We start from the raw sequence: 21,767 nt of genomic DNA, 5'->3' as shown, positions 1-21,767 counted from the left end.
AATAGCTGAATAGCTGAATAGCTGAATAGCTGAATAGCTGAATAGCTGAATAGCTGAATAGCTGAATAGCTGAATAGCTGAATAGCTGAATAGTGGGGGATTTGAGTTAAGCTAAAATGATCCCAACAAAGTCGGCTATATTCCCCAAAAGAGGAATAGTTTTTCTATGATCATATCCGTTAGTATCAAGAGACAGATCGTGCGAGGTTGTGTTTTCACGGTAATAATAAACATAAAATGTTGTTCTATTTACACTCCGCCATTCTCCGATATAGAGAGTGGCTTTTTTTAGTTTTGATGTTTTGTTTCTATAATATTCAGCCAATAAAAAAGAGCTGTTAAAAACAGCTCTTTTTTATTTCACAAAGCATTAAGCTTGTTGGATACCCGCAACAACCCAATCTTGTTGTGAACCGGCAGGTTTTACAAAATGCCAGATTTCAGTGAATGGTTGTGGCAAGCTGTTTAAGTCTTCACTTACTGTACCTGTAAAGCGTACGCTTACAACGTATTGACCATTTTCAGTTGCGCTTTCAACTACCATTGCATTGAGGTTACTAAACTCAGCAACGTCTTGGTCTTGGTTTGACATGATGTCGTTGTACATTGAATCGTACAGTTCAGGGGTTAAGTAACGGCGAATTTCTTCAACATTACTGGCACTGTTAACTGATTGAATGTGGTTAAAGCGTTGACGTGCAATACGTAAGAATGCAGCAGGTTCCGTACCATCTGGTAATTGGTTGCCACTATTCATTGATGCACTACCAAACGGTGCTTGCGGTGCAGCGCCACCATTTACAGATTGACCAAAAATATTGGTGTTATCATTTGCTTGAGGTGCAGCTTGACGAGTGAAATTGTTCTGACCATTGTTATTTGGTGCGTAAGGGTTGTTTGCTGCAACTTTTTGTTTACCGCTGAATCGACGGAAAATAAAGAAGGCACCCCCAGCAATTAACAATAGCCATATCCACGTTGGAATGCCGCCTTTTTTCTCTTGCTGTTGAGCTTGTTGCTGTTGAGCCGCTTGAGCATTGGTTGCCTGCTGCTCAGTTGCAGTTGGGTTGTGTTGCTTGTCATCTGCTAACGCATTCGCGGCTACAGCACCAATCGCAGCACCAGCAACACCCGCAGCAACCATTGAACCAACACCTGGGCCAGACTTCTGCGGAGCAGCTTGTTGTGGTGCAGGAGCAGCTTGACGTGGCTGTTGATAAGACTGGTTATAAGATTGACTAGATGAACTAGAGCGGCTCATCCCATGACTTTTACCACCACCTGCACGTTTTGCTTCTGCAAGTGGTGCAGCAACCAAAGTTGCCATTAAAAGCGCTGCGACTAAACTACGCTGCTTTGCTTTCATCGAAAATTCCTATTTAAATCCAATTCGTAAATGTATTTATGAAGGTATTTGCATGGAATTTCAATAAGAAAAGTATGTTTTTTTATGTCAATTCATCACTCAATTGCATTGCTTCAGTCAAAGCTTCATGCAAACGTGCGACCGCAATGATTTGAACACCTTCAATTGTTTTTTGTGGCGCATTGCCTCGAGGTAAAATCACATACTTAAAGCCATGTTTGACCGCTTCTTTTAAACGTTCCTGACCATTGGGTACAGGACGAATTTCGCCAGAGAGCCCAACTTCGCCAAAGACAGCCAATTGCTGTGGTAAGGCTTTGCCTCTTAAACTGGAAGCACAGGCAAGTAATACAGCCAAATCTGAGCCAGTTTCAGTAATTTTTAAACCACCGACAACATTGACATAAACATCCTGTCCTGAGGTTTGTACACCACCATGTCTGTGCATGACTGCAAGCAACATATTCAAACGGTTTTGTTCTAAACCGAGTGCAACACGACGGGGTTGCCCATGCGCATCATCAACCAGTGCTTGCACCTCAACCAGTAGTGGGCGAGTACCTTCACGGCTAATCATCACAATAGAGCCCGGAATGGCTTCATCATAACGACTCAGAAAAATCGCCGATGGGTTGGCAACCTCACGCAGACCTTTATCGGTCATGCCAAACACACCGAGTTCATTAACCGCACCAAAACGGTTCTTTACCGCACGAATCATACGGTAGCGAGAATCAGATTGTCCTTCAAAGTAGAGGACGCAATCGACCATATGTTCTAAAACACGAGGACCTGCAAGAGAGCCTTCTTTGGTGACATGACCGACAATAAACAAAGCGGTGCCACTATTTTTGGCGAAACGAGTCAGTAAGGCAGCAGATTCACGAATCTGTGAAACACCCCCTGGGGCTGACTGCAAGGTCTCGGTATAGAGGGTTTGAATCGAATCGAGGATAGCCACTACTGGACGTTCTTGTGCCAGTACTTCACAGATACGTTCTACACAGGTTTCTGCCATGACTTTGAGTGAGTCTGTCGGGAGGTCTAAACGTTGTGCACGTAAAGCGACTTGCGATAAAGATTCTTCACCTGTGACATACAGGGCTGTGCTTTTTTTGCTGGCCATATGCGTTGCGGTTTGCAGTAGGATGGTTGATTTACCAATCCCGGGGTCACCGCCGATCAATACGACAGATCCAATGACTAAACCACCACCGAGCACGCGATCGAATTCGCTAATCCCTGTTGGAACACGGCTTTCGTTGGAGACTGTGACTTGGTTGAGCGTAGTGATACTAGACGCTTGTCCTGCATAGCCACCTATTTTAGGCTGGCCACGATGTGTTACTGCTGGCTCGATACGAACCTCAAGCAGACTATTCCATTCGCCACATTCAGTACATTGACCCGTCCATTTGGGATGGTCTGCACCACATTGTTCACATCGGTAAACGGTTTTAATTTTTGCCATAAGATAAAATTGAAAACTTTCTTAAAATTAGATAAAAAAGAATCAGGACGAAAATTTCTAACAATGCTAATCGTTGTTTAAGGAATAACAAAACGAAGACGGCATGATTTCGTCGCAGATTGGTTAAAGGGAAGTGCTCAGAAAAATAACATGATATACAACTTTTACAAGTTATAGACAGTGTGTTTTTAGCAATCACTTTTTTTGTTCAATTCACTTTTTCCAAGGATGGGAGGGCTATGTTTGCTTAATCTGATGTCATGAGATGACGATTTGATGGCATAGATATTGCTCATGCAAAGCGGAATGAAATATTGGCATTATTGTGCCTTATTTTGTGCAAACACCAAGTATTAATGGTGTAGAGGATAAGGAGATGTAAGAAGTGAGTGTGAAAGCGTTTATATATGATCCAATTAAATTGCTTAGCTATAAAGGCAACATTCAGCAAAGAACATATTAGGCGTAAATAGAGATTTTTATCTAATGATTGAATTATAAATCAATTTTTTAGATGGATGTTTTGGAATAGAAAAGAACAGCTCGGCTAAGTTTAGTGTTCTTTTTTATAATTCGTTTTGGTCTTACCTGTGTTGTCCTGATAAGTTCATTGTATTGTTTTGGCCTTGTGCGTATGATCGAATTCAATTGTATTTAACTTGAAAAAATACAGGTAAAAATTGCTTAGCTAAAGTCAGCCAATTTATAGATAACGAGAAAAGATACCGAAAATAGTACGAATCGTTATTCAGAGTGGACTTTAGTTAATGAATTAAAAACACTGGAGAGTTTTTGTAAAATGTCGAATCAAAATCTGAGTGAGGCTGCTGAGCAAAGCGGACTTCACCGTAGTCTATCTAATCGACATCTACAGTTGATTGCGATTGGCGGTGCAATCGGAACAGGGTTGTTCATGGGGTCTGGTAAAACCATTAGTTTGGCTGGACCATCTATTCTGTTTATTTATATGACCATTGGTTTGATGGTGTTCTTTGTAATGCGTGCATTGGGAGAATTGTTATTATCCAACCTTAACTACAAGTCTTTTATTGATTTATCGACTGATTTAATTGGCCCTTGGGCAGGTTACTTTGTCGGCTGGACCTACTGGCTGTGTTGGGTGACCATTGGTATCGCAGATTTATCAGCCATTATTTACTATCTGGAATTCTTTAATGGTGGTGAGTCATTTACCCCATTGGGTGGTTTACTGATTAGTACTGTTGCTATTGCTTTTGTACTGGGCTTGAACTTGGTCACCGTAAAACTATTCGGTGAAATGGAGTTCTGGTTTGCGATGGTGAAGATCACGGCGATCATTGTCTTGATTGCTGTGGGTTTGTGGATGATCTTTACTGGATTTACCAATGCCACGGGTACGGTTGCAAGCGTTTCAAACCTTTGGACACATGGTGGGATGTTCCCGAAAGGCCTTGACGGTTTCTTGGCTGGCTTCCAGATTGCAATTTTCGCCTTTGTCGGGGTGGAATTGGTTGGTACCACGGCTGCTGAAACGCAAGATCCAAAGCGCAACTTACCGAAAGCGATTAACTCGATTCCAATCCGTATCATTATTTTCTATGTATTGGCATTGTTCGTGGTGATGTGTGTCACGCCTTGGGATCAAATCAATCCTAAAGTTAGTCCATTCGTCAACATCTTCTCGCAAGCAGGGATTGCTTCTGCTGCGATTATCATGAACTTGGTGGTGTTATCTTCAGTGATGTCATCCATGAACAGTGGTGTATTCTCAACCAGCCGTATGTTGTTTGGTTTATCGACGGATGAGCAAGCACCGAAGCTGTTTGGTAAATTATCTAAGTCAGCCGTTCCTGCAAAAGCGTTGATTTTCTCATCAATCTGTATCTTTATTGGTGCATTCGTTCAGTTTGTTTATAAATTACAAACGGGCACCAATGATGAAGTGACCGCTTTTACTTTAGCAACAACGCTATCAACGATTTTGTTCATCTGTGTATGGATCATTATTATGTGGAGTTATATCAACTACCGCAAAAATCGTCCTGAGCTACATGCGCAATCAACATTTAAACTGCCTGGTGGCGTGTTTACCTGTTGGGTGGTGATTATTTTCTTCCTTGCAACGATCTATTTCCTTGCCTTGGATGAAACCACTTTGGAATCACTGAAGGTGAGTCCACTTTGGTTTGTTATTTTGGCGATTGGTTATTTCTTCTATAAGAAAAAGTAATTTTTGAGCGAATTGAATCCAAAACGCCGACTTTAGAGTCGGCGTTTTTTTATGGTTATTGTTTGATTCATTCAAGTTTAGACTTTAGCCAATGGGATGATCACGCTATACTGCTCCGAATTGTAAAAGTTAGGTGCACAGATGCTTAAAGTCATTTGTTCTATCAGTGTGTTGCTGAGCAGCGTTATTTTAACTGCATGTGGTCAGTCAGGTGCATTGCAATTACCATCTGATCAGAATCAAGATAAACGCGCAAAATATCTGCTTTATAAAAATGAAGCATCTCAGAAAAAAGCGTCAGCGGCTGCTAAAGCAGACCAAGTAGACGTGGAAAACCAAGCAACATCGTCAACGACTCAATCACAAACAATCTCCCCTTAAGTTTGTATATAAGGACATCTTCATGAGTTTCACTCGCATTAATGGAGTATTGCACGCTGAGCAATGTTCACTGGATCAGCTCGCACAGCAATATGGCACGCCTTTATATGTTTATTCAAAAGCAACTTTTGAAAAGCATTATTTGGATATGCACCGTGCTTTTGATTTTATTGATCATCAAATCTGTTTTGCAGTGAAGTCAAACTCAAATTTAGCTGTTCTGAATGTATTGGCAAAAGCGGGTGCCGGTTTTGATATTGTGACGGGTGGAGAATTGGCTCGTGTACTTGCAGCGGGTGGTGAACCTGCCAAAATCGTATTCTCTGGTTTGGGTAAATCGGAAGCCGATATCGAAAAAGCGCTCAATGTCGGGATTGCTTGCTTTAATGTGGAATCACATGCTGAGTTAGATCGAATTCAAAAAGTTGCAGCCAAGCTTGGTAAAAAGGCACCGATTTCTTTACGGGTAAACCCAGATGTGGATGCCAAAACGCATCCGTACATCTCAACAGGTCTGAAAGAAAACAAGTTTGGTATTCCAAGCGATAGCGTGAATGAAACCTATCAATATGCAGCGTCGTTACCGAATCTTGAGATTGTCGGGATTGACTGTCATATCGGTTCACAATTGACTGAAACCAAACCTTTTGTCGATGCACTTGATCGTGTCATTTTAATGATTGAGCAGTTGAAAAGCTTGGGTATCAACCTCAAACATATTGATATCGGTGGTGGTTTGGGGGTTCGTTATAAAGATGAAACACCGCCAAGTGTTGAAGCGTATGCCAATGCCATGCGCCCAGCTTTAGAAAAACTTGGGCTAAAAGTCTATATGGAACCAGGGCGTAGTATTTCTGCCAATGCAGGTGCATTACTCACCAAGGTGGATTTACTCAAACCAACCAATCACCGTAACTTTGCCATTATTGATGCGGCCATGAATGATTTGATTCGTCCTGCTTTATATGAAGCGTGGATGGATATTCAATCTGTTAATGTAAACCCTGATGTTGAAGTTAAAACTTGGGATTTGGTCGGTGCGATCTGTGAAACTGGCGATTTCTTGGGTAAAGAGCGTGATTTAGCCCTTCAGGAAAATGATGTGTTGGCGGTATTAGGTGCAGGCGCATACGGTTTTGTGATGAGCTCGAACTACAATACCCGTGGTCGTGCCGCTGAAGTGATGGTCAATGGTGATCAAGCCTATTTAATTCGTGAACGTGAAACCATAGAATCACTCTGGGACAAAGAGCGTTTGTTGCCTGAGGAGTAAATGAAGATGTATTTAGAATTTACCAAAATGCATGGTTTGGGCAATGATTTTATGGTCGTTGACCTTGTGACCCAGCGTGCTTATTTAGATACCGTGACGATTCAACGTTTGGCTGATCGTCATTTTGGTGTGGGTTTTGATCAGCTATTGATTGTTGAACCACCTGATTTGCCCGATGTCGATTTTAAATATCGAATCTTTAATGCCGATGGTTCCGAGGTTGAACAGTGTGGCAATGGCGTGCGTTGTTTTGCCCGCTTTGTGCATGAGCGTCAATTGACGACCAAAACCAAAATTCGCGTACAGACCAAAGCCGGTATCGTTGAACCTGAATTGGGTGCCAATGGTTGGGTTCGTGTCAATATGGGGCCGCCGAAATTTCTTCCAGAAGAAATTCCGTTTGTGACTCAAGAGCATGAAGATATTGAAGGTTTATACGCATTAGAACTTGCAGATAATCAGAGCATTAATATTGATGTCGTAAACATGGGGAATCCTCATGCCGTCACTATCGTGCCTGATGTGTTAACTGCTGATGTCGAACATATCGGTCCGCAAGTGGAATCACATGCACGTTTTCCTGCACGTGTGAATGCTGGATTTATGCAGATTCTGGATGAAAAGCATATCCGTTTACGTGTGTTTGAACGTGGTGTCGGTGAGACTTTGGCTTGTGGTACGGGTGCCTGTGCCGCAGCGGTCAGTGGTATGCGCCGTGGTTTACTGGCCAATGAAGTTGAAGTGCAGCTTGCAGGTGGTAAGTTACATATCGCTTGGCGTGAAGGTGATGTGGTGTGGATGACTGGTCCAACCACACATGTTTATGATGCCCGTTTGGATTTACGATATTTCCAAGGTTAAAGTTGAAACTCGTAAACACTCCGAAATAGGGGTGTTTACCTCTAAAAAAGAAAATTATAATTTTAAAGGATAAGAATGCATCATCTCGTCTTTCTTGCGGGTGCATCAGGCAATACACAATTCTGGAATCCTCTGATTGCACAGCTTCCTACTAATTATACAAAACAAGTGATTGCTTATCCTGGGTTTCATGGGGTGGCAACAGATTCAGACATTAATAGTTTTGATGATCTGAGCAATTATGTGCTTGCACAGATTCAGCAACCTTCTATTCTCATTGCTCAATCCATGGGTGGAATCTTTGCGATTGCAGCAGTATTACAAAAATCAGATCTGGTTAAAGGTTTAGTTTTGATTGCAACCTCTGGTGGAATTAATTTAGACCGATTTCAAGTTCAAGACTGGCGGCAGTTTTATCAACAAGAATATATTGAATATCCTGATTGGTTTGTGACAACGAAAGTCGATTATGAGCGATATTTACCAGATGTAGAGATAGAAACCTTACTAATCTGGGGTAATCAAGATCCGATTAGTCCGATTGAGGTTGGACAATATTTAAATCAGATCTTGCAAAAATCTAAACTCTATACTGTTGAAGATGGCGATCATCAACTCGCAGAGAAATGTGCTGATGAGGTTGCCATACAAATCAATGATTATTTAAAAAATTTAGATCATGATTGAAATTGAGCGTGCTGAGATCAGCACACTTTTTGTATCGCTTATCGTTTGCTGAATGCAAGTTTGAGTGCAAACAAGATAAAAATACTGCCTGTGATGCGATCCATATAGCGAATAAATTTGGGCTGCTTTAAATAAGCAGAAATGGACTGCATCGCAGCGATTAGAAAAACTGACCAGATCAAGCCGATCACCACATGAATCATCACCAGCCCCATGGTCCAAATAATTGGAGACGAAGACTGTGGAATAAACTGTGGCAGAAAAGAAATATAAAAAATGCCGACTTTGGGATTGAGTAAATTGCCCCAAAAACCTTTAATAAACCAATTTTGTGTTGTTACTGCTGAATCATTTAAATTCGCAAGTTGGCTGCGGGGCTTTAAAAGGAGATTGAGTCCTAACCATGTCAGGTAAATTGCACCCATCCATTTCAAGGTATTGAAGGCCAGATCCGATGTCATCAGCAATGCACCTAAACCACAGGCGACAATGATTCCCCACACAATACAGCCAAGATTGATACCCAAAGCCGCTTGGAATGCTTTGGCTTTACCTTCCAATGTAGCGGTACGAATAATCAGCGTAGTATCTAAACCTGGAGTCAGCGTGAGCAGGGTAATTGCAATGAGATAAGGAATAAGTATGGCTGTCATTGATCAAGCACCATTTAAAACTTGAAAATAATTGTAGTACAGAGCCATAGATTCTTCGATATTTGTTTAATGATAAGTAGAAGTAAAATTTGCTAGACTGTCGTTGTGGGTATTGGCATAACACTGGAGAGCAATTTGGAAAGCCATGAAAAACTGCTGTCCATGTGGTTAAAAGAACGGATCATTCAAAATCAGTCCGAACATACCATTGCAGCCTATCAGCGTGATTTAACCGATTTCTTTAAGTTTTGTGAATATAAACAATTGCAATTGCAAGATGTCGAAGCCTCTGATTTGCGGGAATATCTGGCTGCAAGGGTTGAGCGAGATCAACTGGGTAGTAGTAGCTTACAGCGGCATTTGACTTCAATTCGCCAATTTATGAAGTGGGCGGAACAAGGTCAATATCTACAACAAAATCCATCTGAAGATTTTCGATTAAAACGTCAACCGCGGCCTTTACCAGGGATGATTGATATTGAAACTGTTCACCAAATTTTAGATCAAGCTGCACCAAAAAAGCCGATTGAACAACAATTATGGTTACGTGATAAGGCGATGCTTGAGCTCTTATATTCGAGCGGCTTGCGTTTAGCTGAATTGCAGGGCTTAACAATTAAAGATATCGATTTTAATCGACAACTTTTACGGATCACAGGTAAAGGCAATAAAACCCGAATTGTGCCTTTTGGCTTAAAGGCCAAAGACAGTTTGGTTGAGTGGTTGAAAATCTATCGGATCTGGCAAGGCGACTTTAATGCGGATTCATCGGTTTTTATCTCGCAACGTGGCAATGCTTTAACACCGCGTCAAATTGAAAATCGGGTCAAGCTGCAAGCACAACGTGCAGGTGTCAATGTCGATCTGCATCCGCATTTATTGCGTCATTGTTTCGCTAGTCATATGCTGTCTGCTAGTGGGGATTTACGTTCTGTGCAAGAAATGTTGGGACATAGCAATCTGTCAACTACCCAGATTTATACCCATGTTGATTTTGAGCAACTGGCCAAAGTCTATGATCAAACTCATCCACGAGCGCAAAAAAACTAAATCTTGATATATTATGTTGCAAAATTGAGTATTTAATCATCAATGACTTTTCCACTTTTGGGGTGAGATTTGTTGAATTGATGTTCTTACTTAATTGACGCGTTTTTTCGAAAGTGAAAACACCTGCAAATTCGTCAGAAACGATCCGTTACAGAACACCCTCATGAAATAAAAAATGCCTGTTTTAGATCGTTGAATTTTATAAAATATTAAAAAAATCAAAGTTTAATATTCATCAGTTTTATAAACTAAATTTGTAGTACCAATCACTATTTTCAATATGTGAACTGAGCGTTTCATCTTTTTTATGGCTGTAGCGGAAATTGTGACTTGACCGAAATGCCAAATACATTGCAAGATAGGGCACCTAAAAAGTTTCAATCGAAGAGTTAGAATGCTCTTCATTACATTTACTTGCTTAGAACAGCCGAGGATTACATGAAGGCTCTTGTCGCTGTAAAACGTGTGGTTGATGCCAACGTTAAAGTTCGTGTTAAGCCGGACAATAGTGGGGTTGACCTTACCAACGTTAAGATGTCAATCAACCCATTCTGTGAAATCGCAGTGGAAGAAGCGGTTCGCTTAAAAGAAAAAGGAACAGTTTCTGAAATCGTTGTTGTTTCAGTGGGTGCTAAAGAAGCTCAAGAACAAATTCGTTCTGCAATGGCTCTAGGTGCTGACCGCGGTATTTTAGTTGAAACGGCTGATGAAGTTGGCGCTCTTGAAGTTGCTAAAATCTTGAAAGGCGTAGTTGATGCTGAAAAACCAGAGCTTATTCTTCTTGGTAAACAAGCAATTGATGACGACTCTAACCAAGTAGGTCAGATGCTTGGTGCTTTACTGGGTGCAGGTCAAGGGACTTTCGCATCTGAAGTTAAAGTTGAAGATGGTAAAGTTCAGGTCACTCGTGAAATCGACGGTGGTTTACAAACTGTTGAGCTTACACTTCCTGCAATCATCACCACTGACTTACGTTTGAATGAGCCACGTTATGCTGCTCTTCCAAACATTATGAAAGCGCGTAAAAAACCGCTTGATACTAAGTCACCTGCTGATTATGGCGTTGCAACTGGTACTAAACTTAAAACAGTTAAAGTTGAAGCTCCTGCTGAACGTAAAGCTGGTGTACAAGTGAAGTCTGTAGACGAGCTTGTTGAAAAATTGAAAAACGAAGCGAAAGTGATCTAATACAGAAGGATAAAATCATGAGTATTTTAGTTATCGCTGATCACAACAACCAGACACTTAACGGTGCAACTTTAAACGTTGTTGCGGCAGCTCAAAAAATCGGTGGTGATATTACTGTATTGGTTGCTGGTTCTGGTGCTCAAACAGTTGCGGATGCTGCTGCTAAAGTTGCTGGTGTAAGCAAAGTATTACTTGCTGACAATGCTGCTTATGCAAACCAATTGGCTGAAAACGTTGCTGGTTTAGTTGCTGACATCGCGAAAGGCGGATACAAATACGTATTGGCTGCTTCTACCACAACAGGTAAGAACCTTCTTCCACGTGTTGCTGCACTTCTTGACGTAAGCATGATCTCAGACATTATTGCTGTTGAATCTGCAAACACATTCAAGCGCCCAATCTATGCGGGTAACGCGATTGCAACTGTTCAATCTGACGAAGCAATTATCGTGGGTACAGTTCGTGGTACAGCATTTGATGCAGTTGCTGCTGAAGGCGGTTCTGCTGCCGTTGAAGCGGTTGCTGAAGTGAAAGATGCTGGGATTTCTAAGTTTGTAAACGAAGAAATCGTGAAACTTGATCGTCCAGAATTAACTGCTGCGCGTATCGTTGTTTCTGGTGGTCGTGGTGTCGGTTCTGGTGAGAACTATCACAAAGTACTTGACCCATTGGCTGACAAGCTTGGTGCTGCTCAAGGCGCATCACGTGCTGCGGTAGATGCTGGTTTCGTACCAAACGACTTCCAGGTTGGTCAAACTGGTAAAATCGTTGCACCAGATCTTTACATGGCGATTGGTATCTCTGGTGCGATTCAGCACTTGGCAGGTATGAAAGATTCTAAAGTTATTGTTGCAATCAACAAAGACGAAGAAGCGCCAATCAACAGTGTTGCTGACTACTGGTTAGTCGGCGATTTGAACACTGTGGTACCTGAATTGGTATCTAAACTTTAATTCGCTCTGAATAAAGTTGAAAACGCTCCGAAAGGGGCGTTTTTTTATGCTTTAAATGTAAGGGGAATCGTTATCACCATTTATTTTTTTGTTTTTGTTATGCGGTGTACCTAAAGCTTGTGGTGAGCCAAATATGGGTTGTATTCGTGTTATAAGAACAATACATCATGAAGTAATGCACACTCCTCAATCGATGCCTGAATGGCGCTAGAATCAAAATAAGGGCTATTCGTACTCAGAGCTGTGATCATTGGGGGGCTATTTCCTGATGTTGATACAACATTTCTTTTAATGCAGTTTTTCTTGAATAAACATTTCGCTCTTTTTTTTCATTTTATGGGCCTGTGAAGAGCTTTTATGAACAAGATGTTTTAAATACGGTTCAGATTAGGTCATCTGTTGCCTAAAGTTTAATACGCATTTATCGATCTGAAAGAAGAAGCTAAATTTTATTTGATTCAATACTTTTATTGAATCATTTGATGAACTTTTGTTCAAAAAGTCTACGAATCCTTTTTTATTGGCATACATGATATTTGATAATTTTAAGTTATTAATTTATATAAATTTTTTATTGTAAAAAAATGCTATTTTTAGATGCATAAACTCACAGTTGATGAGTGCTTTATGCTATACTTTTCCGCTGTATTTTTTATTTTTAGTTCAAGCCCTTGAGCTAAATTTTTGCAAGATTGAAGACATAAAAACAGGTACAACTCTCTACCTGTAAACAAGGAGTATGCATGAGCGTATCGGAAATCAGACCGATTGCCATTGAGGACGAACTCAAGCATTCATATCTAGATTACGCGATGAGCGTAATCGTATCTCGTGCATTGCCAGATGTGAGAGACGGTCTAAAACCTGTTCATCGTCGCGTATTATATGCGATGCACGAATTGGGCAATGATTATAACAAAGCGTATAAAAAGTCTGCTCGTGTTGTCGGGGACGTGATCGGTAAATATCACCCTCATGGTGACAGTGCAGTATACGAAACAATTGTTCGTATGGCGCAGGACTTCAGCTTGCGTTACATGTTGGTTGATGGTCAGGGTAACTTCGGTTCGGTCGATGGGGATAGTGCGGCAGCAATGCGTTATACCGAAGTCCGTATGCAAAAACTCACCCATGAAATTTTAGCAGACCTAGAAAAAGATACGGTTGATTGGGAAGATAACTACGACGGTTCTGAGCGTATTCCTCAGGTGATGCCAACGCGTATTCCCAACCTTCTGATCAATGGTACGACGGGTATTGCAGTGGGTATGGCGACCAATATGGCGCCACACAACATGACTGAAGTGGTCAATGCATGTTTGGCCTATGCCAATAACCCGAATATTTCTGTAGAAGGTCTGATGGAGCACATTACAGGTCCAGATTTTCCTACAGGCGGTATTATTTACGGTAAATCAGGCATTGTAGATGCTTATCGCACTGGTAAAGGCCGTTTGCATATTCGTGGTAAATATCACTTCGAAGAAGACCAGAAAACAGGTCGTACCACGATCGTCTTTACTGAAATTCCTTATCAGGTCAACAAGGCAAAAACCATTGAGCGTATTGCCGAGTTAGTCAAAGAAAAGAAACTTGAAGGAATTTCTGAACTTCGAGACGAGTCTGATAAAGACGGTATGCGTATTGCCATCGACTTGAAGCGTGGTGAAAACGCTGAAGTTGCGGTGAATAATTTATTCTTGCATACACAATTACAAAACTCGTTCAGCATCAACATGGTCTGTCTCGACAATGGTCAGCCAAAGTTGATGAATCTGAGAGAGATTATTGCGGCATTTATTCGCCACCGCCAAGAAGTGGTGACCCGTCGTACCATGTACGAATTGCGCAAAGCACGCGAGCGTGGTCATATCTTGGAAGGTTTGACGGTTGCCTTAGCCAATATTGATGCCATTATTGAAACCATCAAAACGTCTGCGAATCCAGCTGAAGCGCGCGAGCGTTTACAAGCAGGTGAGTGGGCTGGTGGTGGTGTAGTTGCATTGCTTGAAAAAGCAGGTGCTATCTCTGTTCGCCCAGATGAAATTGAAGGTGAAGACCCAGCACGTCCATTTGGCTTATCGGGTGATATTTATCGTTTGTCACCGACTCAAGTTGGCGCGATCCTAGAATTACGTTTGCATCGTTTAACGGGCTTGGAACAAGACAAGTTACATGCAGAATATACGGAAATTTTAGGTCAAATTGCTGAATTAACAGCAATTCTGAATGACTTTAACTTGTTGATGAATGTGATTCGTGAAGAACTTGCGTTGATCTTGCAACAATATGGTGATGGTCGCCGCACTGAGATTGTAGAGTCTGGTGTTGATTTCTGCCGCGAAGACCTGATTCCTGAAGAGCAAGTTGTATTGACTGTGTCTCAAACAGGTTATGCGAAAACTCAGCCACTTTCTGATTATCAAGCACAACGTCGTGGTGGTCGTGGTAAGTCTGCAACTGCAATGAAAGATGATGATATCATCCAACATTTAATTGTGGCATCGAACCATGCAACGGTACTGTGCTTTACCAATGTCGGTAAAGTCTATCGCTTACGCGTGTTTGAAGTGCCGCAAGCGTCACGTGGTGCCAAAGGTCGTCCGATTATTAATTTGCTTCCATTGGATGCAAATGAAACTGTGACTGCAATCTTACCGTTGACGGAATTCCCTGAAAATCACTATGTCTTTATGGCGACTGCCTCAGGTACGGTAAAACGTGTTGAACTAGAACAATTTAGTAATGTTCGTTCAAATGGTTTGCGTGCGATTGAGCTGAATGAAGAAGATACCTTGATTGGTGTTGCAATTACCGACGGTAATCAGCAGATCATGTTGTTCTCGAATGAAGGGAAGGCAATCCGTTTTGCTGAAACTGATGTTCGTGCCATGGGTCGTACTGCCAAAGGTGTACGCGGTATGCGCGTTAGCTTCGCAAGTAATACCATTGAAGCTGAAGATGCCGATGTTGAAAATGATGATAGTGATGACAATGATGATTCATCAGATTCAAACTTAGTCAGCCGCATTGTTTCACTGGTTGTTGTGCCTGAAACGGGTGAAGTGCTGTGTGCATGTGCCAATGGTTATGGTAAGCGTACTCCTGTGGATGACTTCCCAACCAAGAAACGTGGTGGTAAGGGTGTAATTGCGATTAAGACCAGTGAGCGTAATGGTGAGCTGATCGGTGCCGTATCGATTGATGAAAGCAAAGAACTGATGCTAATTTCTGATGGTGGTACTTTGGTTCGTACGCGTGCTGCTGAAGTGGCAACGACAGGCCGTAATGCGCAAGGTGTTCGTTTGATTCGTCTAAGCGATGCTGAAACCTTAGTCGGTGTTGTATCTATTGAAGCAGTTGAAGATGACGAAGAGTTAGATGCGATTGATGATGTAGAAAATACTGGGGGAGAAGCGATTACTTCTGAGGAAGTTGCCGCTGAACCAAAAGAGGATACGCCTGACGCGTAATGCTTTTAAGTAAGAAAAAAGGAAGCTGATTAGCTTCCTTTTTTCTTTAGTGATTTTGATTAATTAAAAATACATCGTAGTTGCGATAGTGACGTACTTTTATATTTGGGTTATCTGTCTGGTAGCCGTTCGGATTACTGATCACGACCATTGGCTGTTTTTGCTCTAAAGCTTTTTCAAGTTGCTGTTTATTCCATAAGTATTGTTTGCGTTCAGGCTCAAATAGCAGCCCATCTTTAAGCTCTAATGATGAGTTATCTGTTTTGACACTGTCCCAATCGTTGACAATATAAACTGGTTTTTTCAGATTCAATAAAAAGGGAATGTCATAAAAATAGTTATAGTAGAAAACAACATCTGAATTTGGCGAGATCGAATGTGCAAAATCGACTTGGTCAGCGTTATTTTTACTATCGAGTAATGGTACGGCAATTGAAATAGAGGTACAGAAGATGATTAAACTTAAGAAAATTGCAGTTAAATAATCAATTTTCTTTTGCTTAAATAACCAGCCTAGACCAAAAGGAACGATGCATAAAATTGCACCTATGATGTAAATTTGAATGGCATGTGCTTGGTAGAACGCATGCGCATTCTTGATAAAGTGTGGTGCTAAAGTGATCGCCAGCCCAAGTACAAAAATAAAAACAGCCGTTCCCCAGACTTGTAATCGATTCTTCTCTGGATTCTGCAATGCGGCACGCACAGCAACAGCAAGCAAGATCGCCATTGGGGCGACAGCTGGTAAGATATAGCCTGCCAATTTTGAGGGAGGAATTGAGAAAAAAATACTCACCGAGATAAACCACCATAGGCATAGTGCCAATAAAGATGGAGACAGTGATGTTTGAAAAATACCTTTTGGAAATTTAAATCGACTGACAAAGAACCATGGCAAAAAACTTACAAACAAAATGAGATAATAGAAAAACCAAGGTTGTTTATTATTGAACTCATTCGAGCTGAATCGGCTAAATTGTTGATCAATGAAAAAATAGTGTAAAAATTGCGGGTATTTTAATTGCACCCAATAGATCCATGGTGCAGTCAGAGCAAGAAAAAACAGAATTGCGAAAGGGTTGAGTAAGGCTGGGATTTTTCGCCATTGCTGTGTGTAAAGTAACCAAGGTAGTAAAACCATGCCAGGAATTAACACACCAATTAACCCCTTGCTCAAGAAGCCCGCAGCTGCTGCAAAGTAAGCTAAAAATAAAACTGATTTTTTTCCTGAGAAGGTAAAGTCAACAAAACTTAAAATACAAACCGTCATCCATGAGGCCACTAACAGGTCATGGTTGATATATTCACTGCTTCCATAAAACAATAAACTGGTTGCCAGAATTATAATGCTGAGTTGGGCAATCTGTTCTGATACATGTTTTTTTAAAAAAATGAACAGGCTGATCAGCATCATGCAGGCAGCTAGGGTTGGAACCAGTCGCAGCACCCAAATGTGTATACCAAATACTTCCATCAAAGCGGTTGAAAGCCAATGCAACAATGGTGGTTTGTGCATAAATGGTAAGCCATTGATACGAGGAATCAGCCAGTCTCCAGATTCCAGCATGAAGCGGCTGATGTCACCATATCGACCTTCATCTGGGACCGATAGTGGACGTATCCATGAGGTTATCAATAACCAAAGTGGTAAAAAAATAAGCAAAAACTTGGATGAGCGTAGCCATTGTTGCATATATTTAATCCCCATTATTGGAATGCAAAATAACGGTTAAGTAAAAAGGTAAATAAAGAAGTAACGCCAATACTGAAAATAACCAGTACGGAGACGTTGGTCTCAAGAAAGTGGTGACTGATGAGTAATAGCGATTCATTAAAAATAAAGCCAAGTCCAGCGACCACAATAAATTTTTTCAGGGTTTCTCTATGTTGTAGGTGGGTCGCTTTAAAAGTAAAAATACGATGACCGAAATAACTGATCCAGAATGCAATTAAAAATGCGAAGAAATTGGCGTATTTCAATGCGATTTGGTATTGAGGCTGAATCAACAGAATGACTATAAGATAATGAGCACATGCCGCAATTAAACCAACAAGACCAAACCGAAAGAACTGGAGGAAATGAGTCTGCATCAGAGAGAAGCTACATTGTTTTGTTTATCTTGAATGACGGGTTTGGACTGAAGATGTGAATATTCTGCCGAGACAATGTATTTAGGTCGATTTTTAACTTCCGCATAAATACGTCCAATATATTCACCTAAAATCCCGATACAAAGCAGTTGAATCCCGCCTAAAAGTGTCATACCTGCTGCCAGTGTCGCCCAGCCGGGTACGCTCACTCCTTCAATTAAAGTTTCAATAATAATCCAGATGCCATAACTCATTGCAAATACTGCAAGTAGAGCTCCGATGTAAATACATAAACGTAAAGGTAGGTCTGAAAACCCTGTTAAGCCAGACATAGCCAACTGAAACAGGGATTTAAAGTTGAAGCTCGATTGTCCATGCTGGCGTTGTTGCTCGGTAAAATGGATCCCGATAGTTTTAAAACCAACCCAGGCAAATAGCCCTTTCATGTAGCGGTTTTTTTCAGGTAAGTTTTTAACCGCCTCAACAACTTTCGCATCGAGCAAACGAAAATCACCTGCATTTTCAGGAATATCGACAGTAGAGCTGAGATTTAAGATATGGTAATAACCTTGAGTAAAAAGCTTTTTCAACCATGATTCGGTGCTTCGATCTCGGATACCATACACCATGTCATAACCACTTTTCCAAAGTTGAATCATGGTTGGAATGGCATCCAGAGGGGGTTGGAAATCTGCATCAATCAGTAATGCAGCATCGCCTCTGACATGATCCAGACCCGCACTTAACGCAGCTTCTTTACCAAAATTACGTGATAGGGTGAGTATACGTAATGGATAGTCGTCAAGCATTTGCTGTAAAACTGCGATACTTTGATCTTGGCTACCATCATCTACAATAATGATCTCATAGCGTAAATTTTGTTGTTCCAGTTGCTGAGCCAATGCAGGAATAAATTTTTTCAGATTCTCTGCTTCGTTATAAGCTGGGACGACACAAGATAAAAATGGATTGTTTGTCATTATAATGCACCCATTGTGGTCAGCGAAATTTGATAGAGTCGACAATCATCACGAAACTGAGATGAACTGAGATATTGGAACTCCCTAACACGTGCCTGAGCTATCGGGTCCTGATAGTCAATTGCTTGGGTTGCTGGATGGCACATGATTAATAAATTATCTTGTGCACGCATTAACCACTGTTGGTTTAATCGAGCGTAGTCTTCCTGCTCAAAATCATAAATGCCTGCGAAATATTGGTTTTGATAGATATTTTTTTGCTTACATAGCGTCGCTAAGCTTGTTGCACCTAGCGCTGCAAGTAAACGTGTTTTGATGGTGTAATGAGAAATAGTGAGGGGGTGTTGCAGGTTTCTGACCCATCCCTGAAAATTTTGCTGTTTAAGGAAGTTAATCAAGACATCCCGAATCACTGGAAATTGATGGATATGCTGATGTCCATCAATAAAATCAGGTTGTTTGCCCATCGCTACAATAAAATTATTCCATTGCTGTTCGAGGCTGCGTTGAATCATTTGGGCATCTAACTGGCGTGCCCATGCTTTCAACATCAGCATGGGAAGCGGCAATGCGAAGGTTTCTGCTTGAAAGGGATGGGTAAAATTAAGGTGTAAACCGACTTCTGCATGAGCCGTTAATGCTTTGAGTTGTTGTGCTGCAATTGGCCAATGCTCAGATTGGGTCATACATGAAGTAGCATGTAAAACCCCTTTTTTGATCAGCAATAGAATTGCCTCTGAAATCTCAGGGTTCATTGCAAAATCATCAGCACAATAGCAGACTTTAGCCATCTCAATACCTCAATTTAGACCAATTAAAAGATAAGATAGTGATCTAGTCTTACCTTTTAATTAATTTTCATTAAAGCAATATGCCAATATATCCTTAATAGCAACTTAAACTATTAAAAGCTATTTTTTCACGAGACGATAATAAGAAAGTGTCAGTAAAACTGCTGCAAGCGTTGCAAGATAAATTAATTTCGGTGCCACAATCGAGGTCGGTACACCCATTTGGTTAAGCTGAACAAACATTTGTACGCCATGGGTAGATGGGAGTGTCCACGCCAACCATTGCATCCACTGCGGCATGGCTTCGTGAGGCCACGCTGTTCCTGTTAGCAAGAACAGCGGCACAGAGGTGACCACGATCAAGTGCCCAACACGTTCAGGCATATCTACCAGTGAACCGACCAACATGCCCAAGCCTATGACACAGCTGACATAAATGGGTACAGCGAGTAACATGCCCCAAAAATTACCGCCATGTGGAAATTCATATAACCAGAAGGTGAAGCCAAACAAATACAGACAGCTGAGACAACCTGTTGTAAAAATTGCAGCAAATGTTGCCCAGAATTCAATAGGTTTTGCTACCCAGCCTTGTTCACGATAACTGGCAATCAGCATGGCAAGTCCGAGCAAAATCGTTTGATGGATAATTAAACTGGCGACAGCAGGGAAGATATAACTGCCATAACCAGACATGGTGTTAAATAATGGAATTTGATGAATCGAAAGTTCTGGTTCAAAAGAGGAAGCATTGCCAAACTTCTCTAAATGTTCTTTCAGTGTATATTCAATTGAACTTGCTAAACCGACTCCAACTTCTTTGGTTCGAATAAAATACGCCGTGCTCAAATAGAGACCAATCCCACCCATTTCACCTCGTTTTAAGCTATTGGTTAGATTTTCAGGGAGTAACAAGATGCCTTCAGCTTGCTGGTTTTGAACCATCCGCTGCGCTTCCAGAAAGTTATCAGTCACCGTTGTGATTTTGATATGTGGGCTATTCGATGCTTGGCTAATGATTTTTGAGGTTAAAATGCTTTGTTCTTCATCCACAATCACAATCGGAATATCTTCGGCTGTTTGTGCTTTATAAGCAGTCGGGTAGAAGAAACTATAAATAAGTGTTGCGGCAATTAAAGTGGTAAACACTGAATTGTTGGCAAAAATGTTTTTAAAGGTCTGTATGTAATAACTGAAAAATGACTTCATGAACAAAGCTCCTGAGTATTTTTCTTTAACAGACGCACGCTCAACATAAAGAATAAAGCTGCAAAGAGGATTAATATCCCAAAAGGCACCACTGAAACATAGAGGTCGCTACCAATAATCCATTGTTCAGTTTGTAGTTTGGCATAAGGCGTGTAGGGAATAATCATCGACCAGAATTGAGTAAATGCGGGTGCATTATTTAAAGGTAGGGTAATCCCCGAGAAGCTAGGAGATGAGCCACCGTATAGCGCAATAAAGCCAAAGGTTTTGGGTAAATTCTGGGTTGCCAAGACCACCGTACTGCTAATGACTGCATAGGCAAAATATAATAAAAATTGCGCGACCAGAATCAAGCTGAGCGAACCTGCAATGAAGTAACCGCGAATATGTGCCAGCCAGAACATCCAGCACCAAGTCCATGCACAAAAAATAAAGACATAAAGCAAGATTTTACCCAGTAGGCTGGAAATAATCTGCTTTGAGATGACCCATTCACCGACTGTTTTGCGCTTAAATTCTTGTCCAATCGCAAAAGCGACACAACAGCATAACAATAAGTGTAAAACGGCAGGCACCATAAATGGTTCGAGAAACAGTTCATAACTCATGCTTGGATTATATAGGGTTGAAATCTTGATATGCGGTGTTGGCATATCCAGATAAGGAATACTATTGGCTAAATAGCTGTGCCCCATATAATCTGCCATGCCATTCAAGGTGCTAATCAGCATGGCAGAAGAAATGGTATTGCCGATACTAAAAAAAGACTGGTTGTAGGCAATACTGATCTGCGCATCTTGGGCCTTGACCAGACGTTGTTCAGCACCTTCAGGGATCATCACGAAGCCCCAAGCTTCTGTTTTATTGATCAGCTGTTCAGCTTCATCTTGACTGGCAGTAATGGTCTTAACTTTCAGTGTATGGTTAATACTAAGCGCATGAATCACTTTGCGACTCATTTGACTTTGATCTTGATCGATGACGACAATCGGTATGTGTTCGGCTTTACCTGACGAAAACATGCTGCCAAATAATAGAATCACCAACAGGGGGGCAATCACTGCCATAAATAGATCTACTTTATGGCGTTTTAAATAGCGCAATTCCCGCAGCATGACTGCAAACATT

Annotated in this window: 18 protein-coding genes; 9 read left to right on the top strand and 9 right to left on the bottom strand. The window is 41.2% G+C overall.

Annotated elements, in window-relative coordinates; all coding sequences use genetic code 11:
- Positions 1 to 370: 370 nt before the first annotated feature.
- Complete coding sequence (locus Aba26S_RS13745; protein WP_005242794.1) at positions 371 to 1,366, bottom strand: Tim44 domain-containing protein; 996 nt, start codon at positions 1,364 to 1,366, stop codon at positions 371 to 373.
- Between the two features lie 82 nt (positions 1,367 to 1,448).
- A complete protein-coding gene (gene radA, locus Aba26S_RS13740; RefSeq protein WP_005242792.1) occupies positions 1,449 to 2,837 on the bottom strand; it encodes a DNA repair protein RadA in 1,389 nt (462 codons plus the stop codon).
- A gap of 799 nt (positions 2,838 to 3,636) precedes the next feature.
- Between radA and Aba26S_RS13735 the strand changes: the two genes are divergently transcribed.
- From Aba26S_RS13735 to Aba26S_RS13715, 5 genes are all read left to right on the top strand, one after another.
- Positions 3,637 to 5,049, top strand: a complete 1,413-nt coding sequence (locus Aba26S_RS13735) for an amino acid permease (RefSeq protein WP_005242790.1) — start codon at positions 3,637 to 3,639, stop codon at positions 5,047 to 5,049.
- 141 nt (positions 5,050 to 5,190) lie between these two features.
- Positions 5,191 to 5,430, top strand: coding sequence for a lipoprotein (locus Aba26S_RS13730; protein ID WP_005273833.1), 240 nt, complete (start codon positions 5,191 to 5,193; stop codon positions 5,428 to 5,430).
- A 22-nt stretch (positions 5,431 to 5,452) separates the two neighbouring features.
- Positions 5,453 to 6,703: a diaminopimelate decarboxylase gene (gene lysA / locus Aba26S_RS13725; RefSeq protein WP_043972730.1), complete on the top strand. Its 1,251-nt coding sequence runs from the start codon at positions 5,453 to 5,455 to the stop codon at positions 6,701 to 6,703.
- A 6-nt stretch (positions 6,704 to 6,709) separates the two neighbouring features.
- Positions 6,710 to 7,564, top strand: coding sequence for a diaminopimelate epimerase (dapF, locus tag Aba26S_RS13720; RefSeq protein ID WP_005242784.1), 855 nt, complete (start codon positions 6,710 to 6,712; stop codon positions 7,562 to 7,564).
- Between the two features lie 75 nt (positions 7,565 to 7,639).
- Positions 7,640 to 8,251, top strand: coding sequence for an alpha/beta fold hydrolase (locus Aba26S_RS13715; protein WP_043972728.1), 612 nt, complete (start codon positions 7,640 to 7,642; stop codon positions 8,249 to 8,251).
- A 38-nt stretch (positions 8,252 to 8,289) separates the two neighbouring features.
- Here the strand turns inward: Aba26S_RS13715 and Aba26S_RS13710 are convergent, their stop codons facing one another.
- Positions 8,290 to 8,904 (bottom strand): LysE family translocator, encoded by a 615-nt coding sequence (locus Aba26S_RS13710; RefSeq protein WP_043972725.1) that lies wholly within the window; start codon positions 8,902 to 8,904, stop codon positions 8,290 to 8,292.
- Positions 8,905 to 9,066: 162 nt separating this feature from the next.
- On the opposite strand from Aba26S_RS13710, the gene xerA reads away from it, so the two are divergent.
- The 4 genes from xerA to gyrA all read left to right on the top strand — a co-directional run bounded on the left by xerA (position 9,067) and on the right by gyrA (position 15,568).
- Positions 9,067 to 9,954 carry a site-specific tyrosine recombinase/integron integrase gene (xerA, locus tag Aba26S_RS13705; RefSeq protein ID WP_168926870.1) on the top strand — a complete coding sequence of 296 codons (888 nt, stop codon included), beginning with the start codon at positions 9,067 to 9,069 and terminating at the stop codon, positions 9,952 to 9,954.
- A 438-nt stretch (positions 9,955 to 10,392) separates the two neighbouring features.
- On the top strand, positions 10,393 to 11,142 hold the full coding sequence (locus tag Aba26S_RS13700) for an electron transfer flavoprotein subunit beta/FixA family protein (protein WP_005242778.1): 750 nt from the start codon (positions 10,393 to 10,395) through the stop codon (positions 11,140 to 11,142).
- A gap of 17 nt (positions 11,143 to 11,159) precedes the next feature.
- Positions 11,160 to 12,095, top strand: a complete 936-nt coding sequence (locus Aba26S_RS13695) for an electron transfer flavoprotein subunit alpha/FixB family protein (RefSeq protein ID WP_005273845.1) — start codon at positions 11,160 to 11,162, stop codon at positions 12,093 to 12,095.
- 743 nt (positions 12,096 to 12,838) lie between these two features.
- The gene (gene gyrA, locus Aba26S_RS13690; protein ID WP_005242775.1) at positions 12,839 to 15,568 is read left to right on the top strand and encodes a DNA gyrase subunit A; all 2,730 of its coding nucleotides are present in this window, start codon (positions 12,839 to 12,841) and stop codon (positions 15,566 to 15,568) included.
- Between the two features lie 46 nt (positions 15,569 to 15,614).
- Here gyrA and Aba26S_RS13685 read toward each other — a convergent pair whose 3' ends face one another.
- The 6 genes from Aba26S_RS13685 to Aba26S_RS13660 all read right to left on the bottom strand — a co-directional run bounded on the left by Aba26S_RS13685 (position 15,615) and on the right by Aba26S_RS13660 (position 21,766).
- Entirely contained in the window at positions 15,615 to 17,261 is a 1,647-nt protein-coding gene (locus Aba26S_RS13685) for a glycosyltransferase family 39 protein (protein ID WP_043972732.1), read from the bottom strand.
- 14 nt (positions 17,262 to 17,275) lie between these two features.
- Positions 17,276 to 17,659, bottom strand: coding sequence for a GtrA family protein (locus Aba26S_RS13680; RefSeq protein ID WP_005242772.1), 384 nt, complete (start codon positions 17,657 to 17,659; stop codon positions 17,276 to 17,278).
- Positions 17,659 to 18,639, bottom strand: coding sequence for a glycosyltransferase family 2 protein (locus Aba26S_RS13675; RefSeq protein ID WP_043972719.1), 981 nt, complete (start codon positions 18,637 to 18,639; stop codon positions 17,659 to 17,661). The genes Aba26S_RS13680 and Aba26S_RS13675 overlap by 1 nt, the downstream gene beginning before the upstream one ends.
- On the bottom strand, positions 18,639 to 19,430 hold the full coding sequence (locus tag Aba26S_RS13670) for a ChbG/HpnK family deacetylase (protein ID WP_005242770.1): 792 nt from the start codon (positions 19,428 to 19,430) through the stop codon (positions 18,639 to 18,641). The genes Aba26S_RS13675 and Aba26S_RS13670 overlap by 1 nt, the downstream gene beginning before the upstream one ends.
- A gap of 120 nt (positions 19,431 to 19,550) precedes the next feature.
- Complete coding sequence (locus tag Aba26S_RS13665) at positions 19,551 to 20,639, bottom strand: ABC transporter permease (RefSeq protein WP_005242768.1); 1,089 nt, start codon at positions 20,637 to 20,639, stop codon at positions 19,551 to 19,553.
- Positions 20,636 to 21,766 (bottom strand): ABC transporter permease, encoded by a 1,131-nt coding sequence (locus Aba26S_RS13660; protein WP_005242766.1) that lies wholly within the window; start codon positions 21,764 to 21,766, stop codon positions 20,636 to 20,638. The genes Aba26S_RS13665 and Aba26S_RS13660 overlap by 4 nt, the downstream gene beginning before the upstream one ends.
- Position 21,767 lies beyond the last annotated feature (1 nt).

Origin of the sequence: Acinetobacter sp. NBRC 110496 (genome assembly GCF_000876115.1) — a bacterium.
In the GTDB taxonomy this organism is placed as follows: domain Bacteria; phylum Pseudomonadota; class Gammaproteobacteria; order Pseudomonadales; family Moraxellaceae; genus Acinetobacter.
Note: the sequence above shows the minus strand (reverse complement) of the source record. Positions and strands in the feature narration are given on the sequence as shown.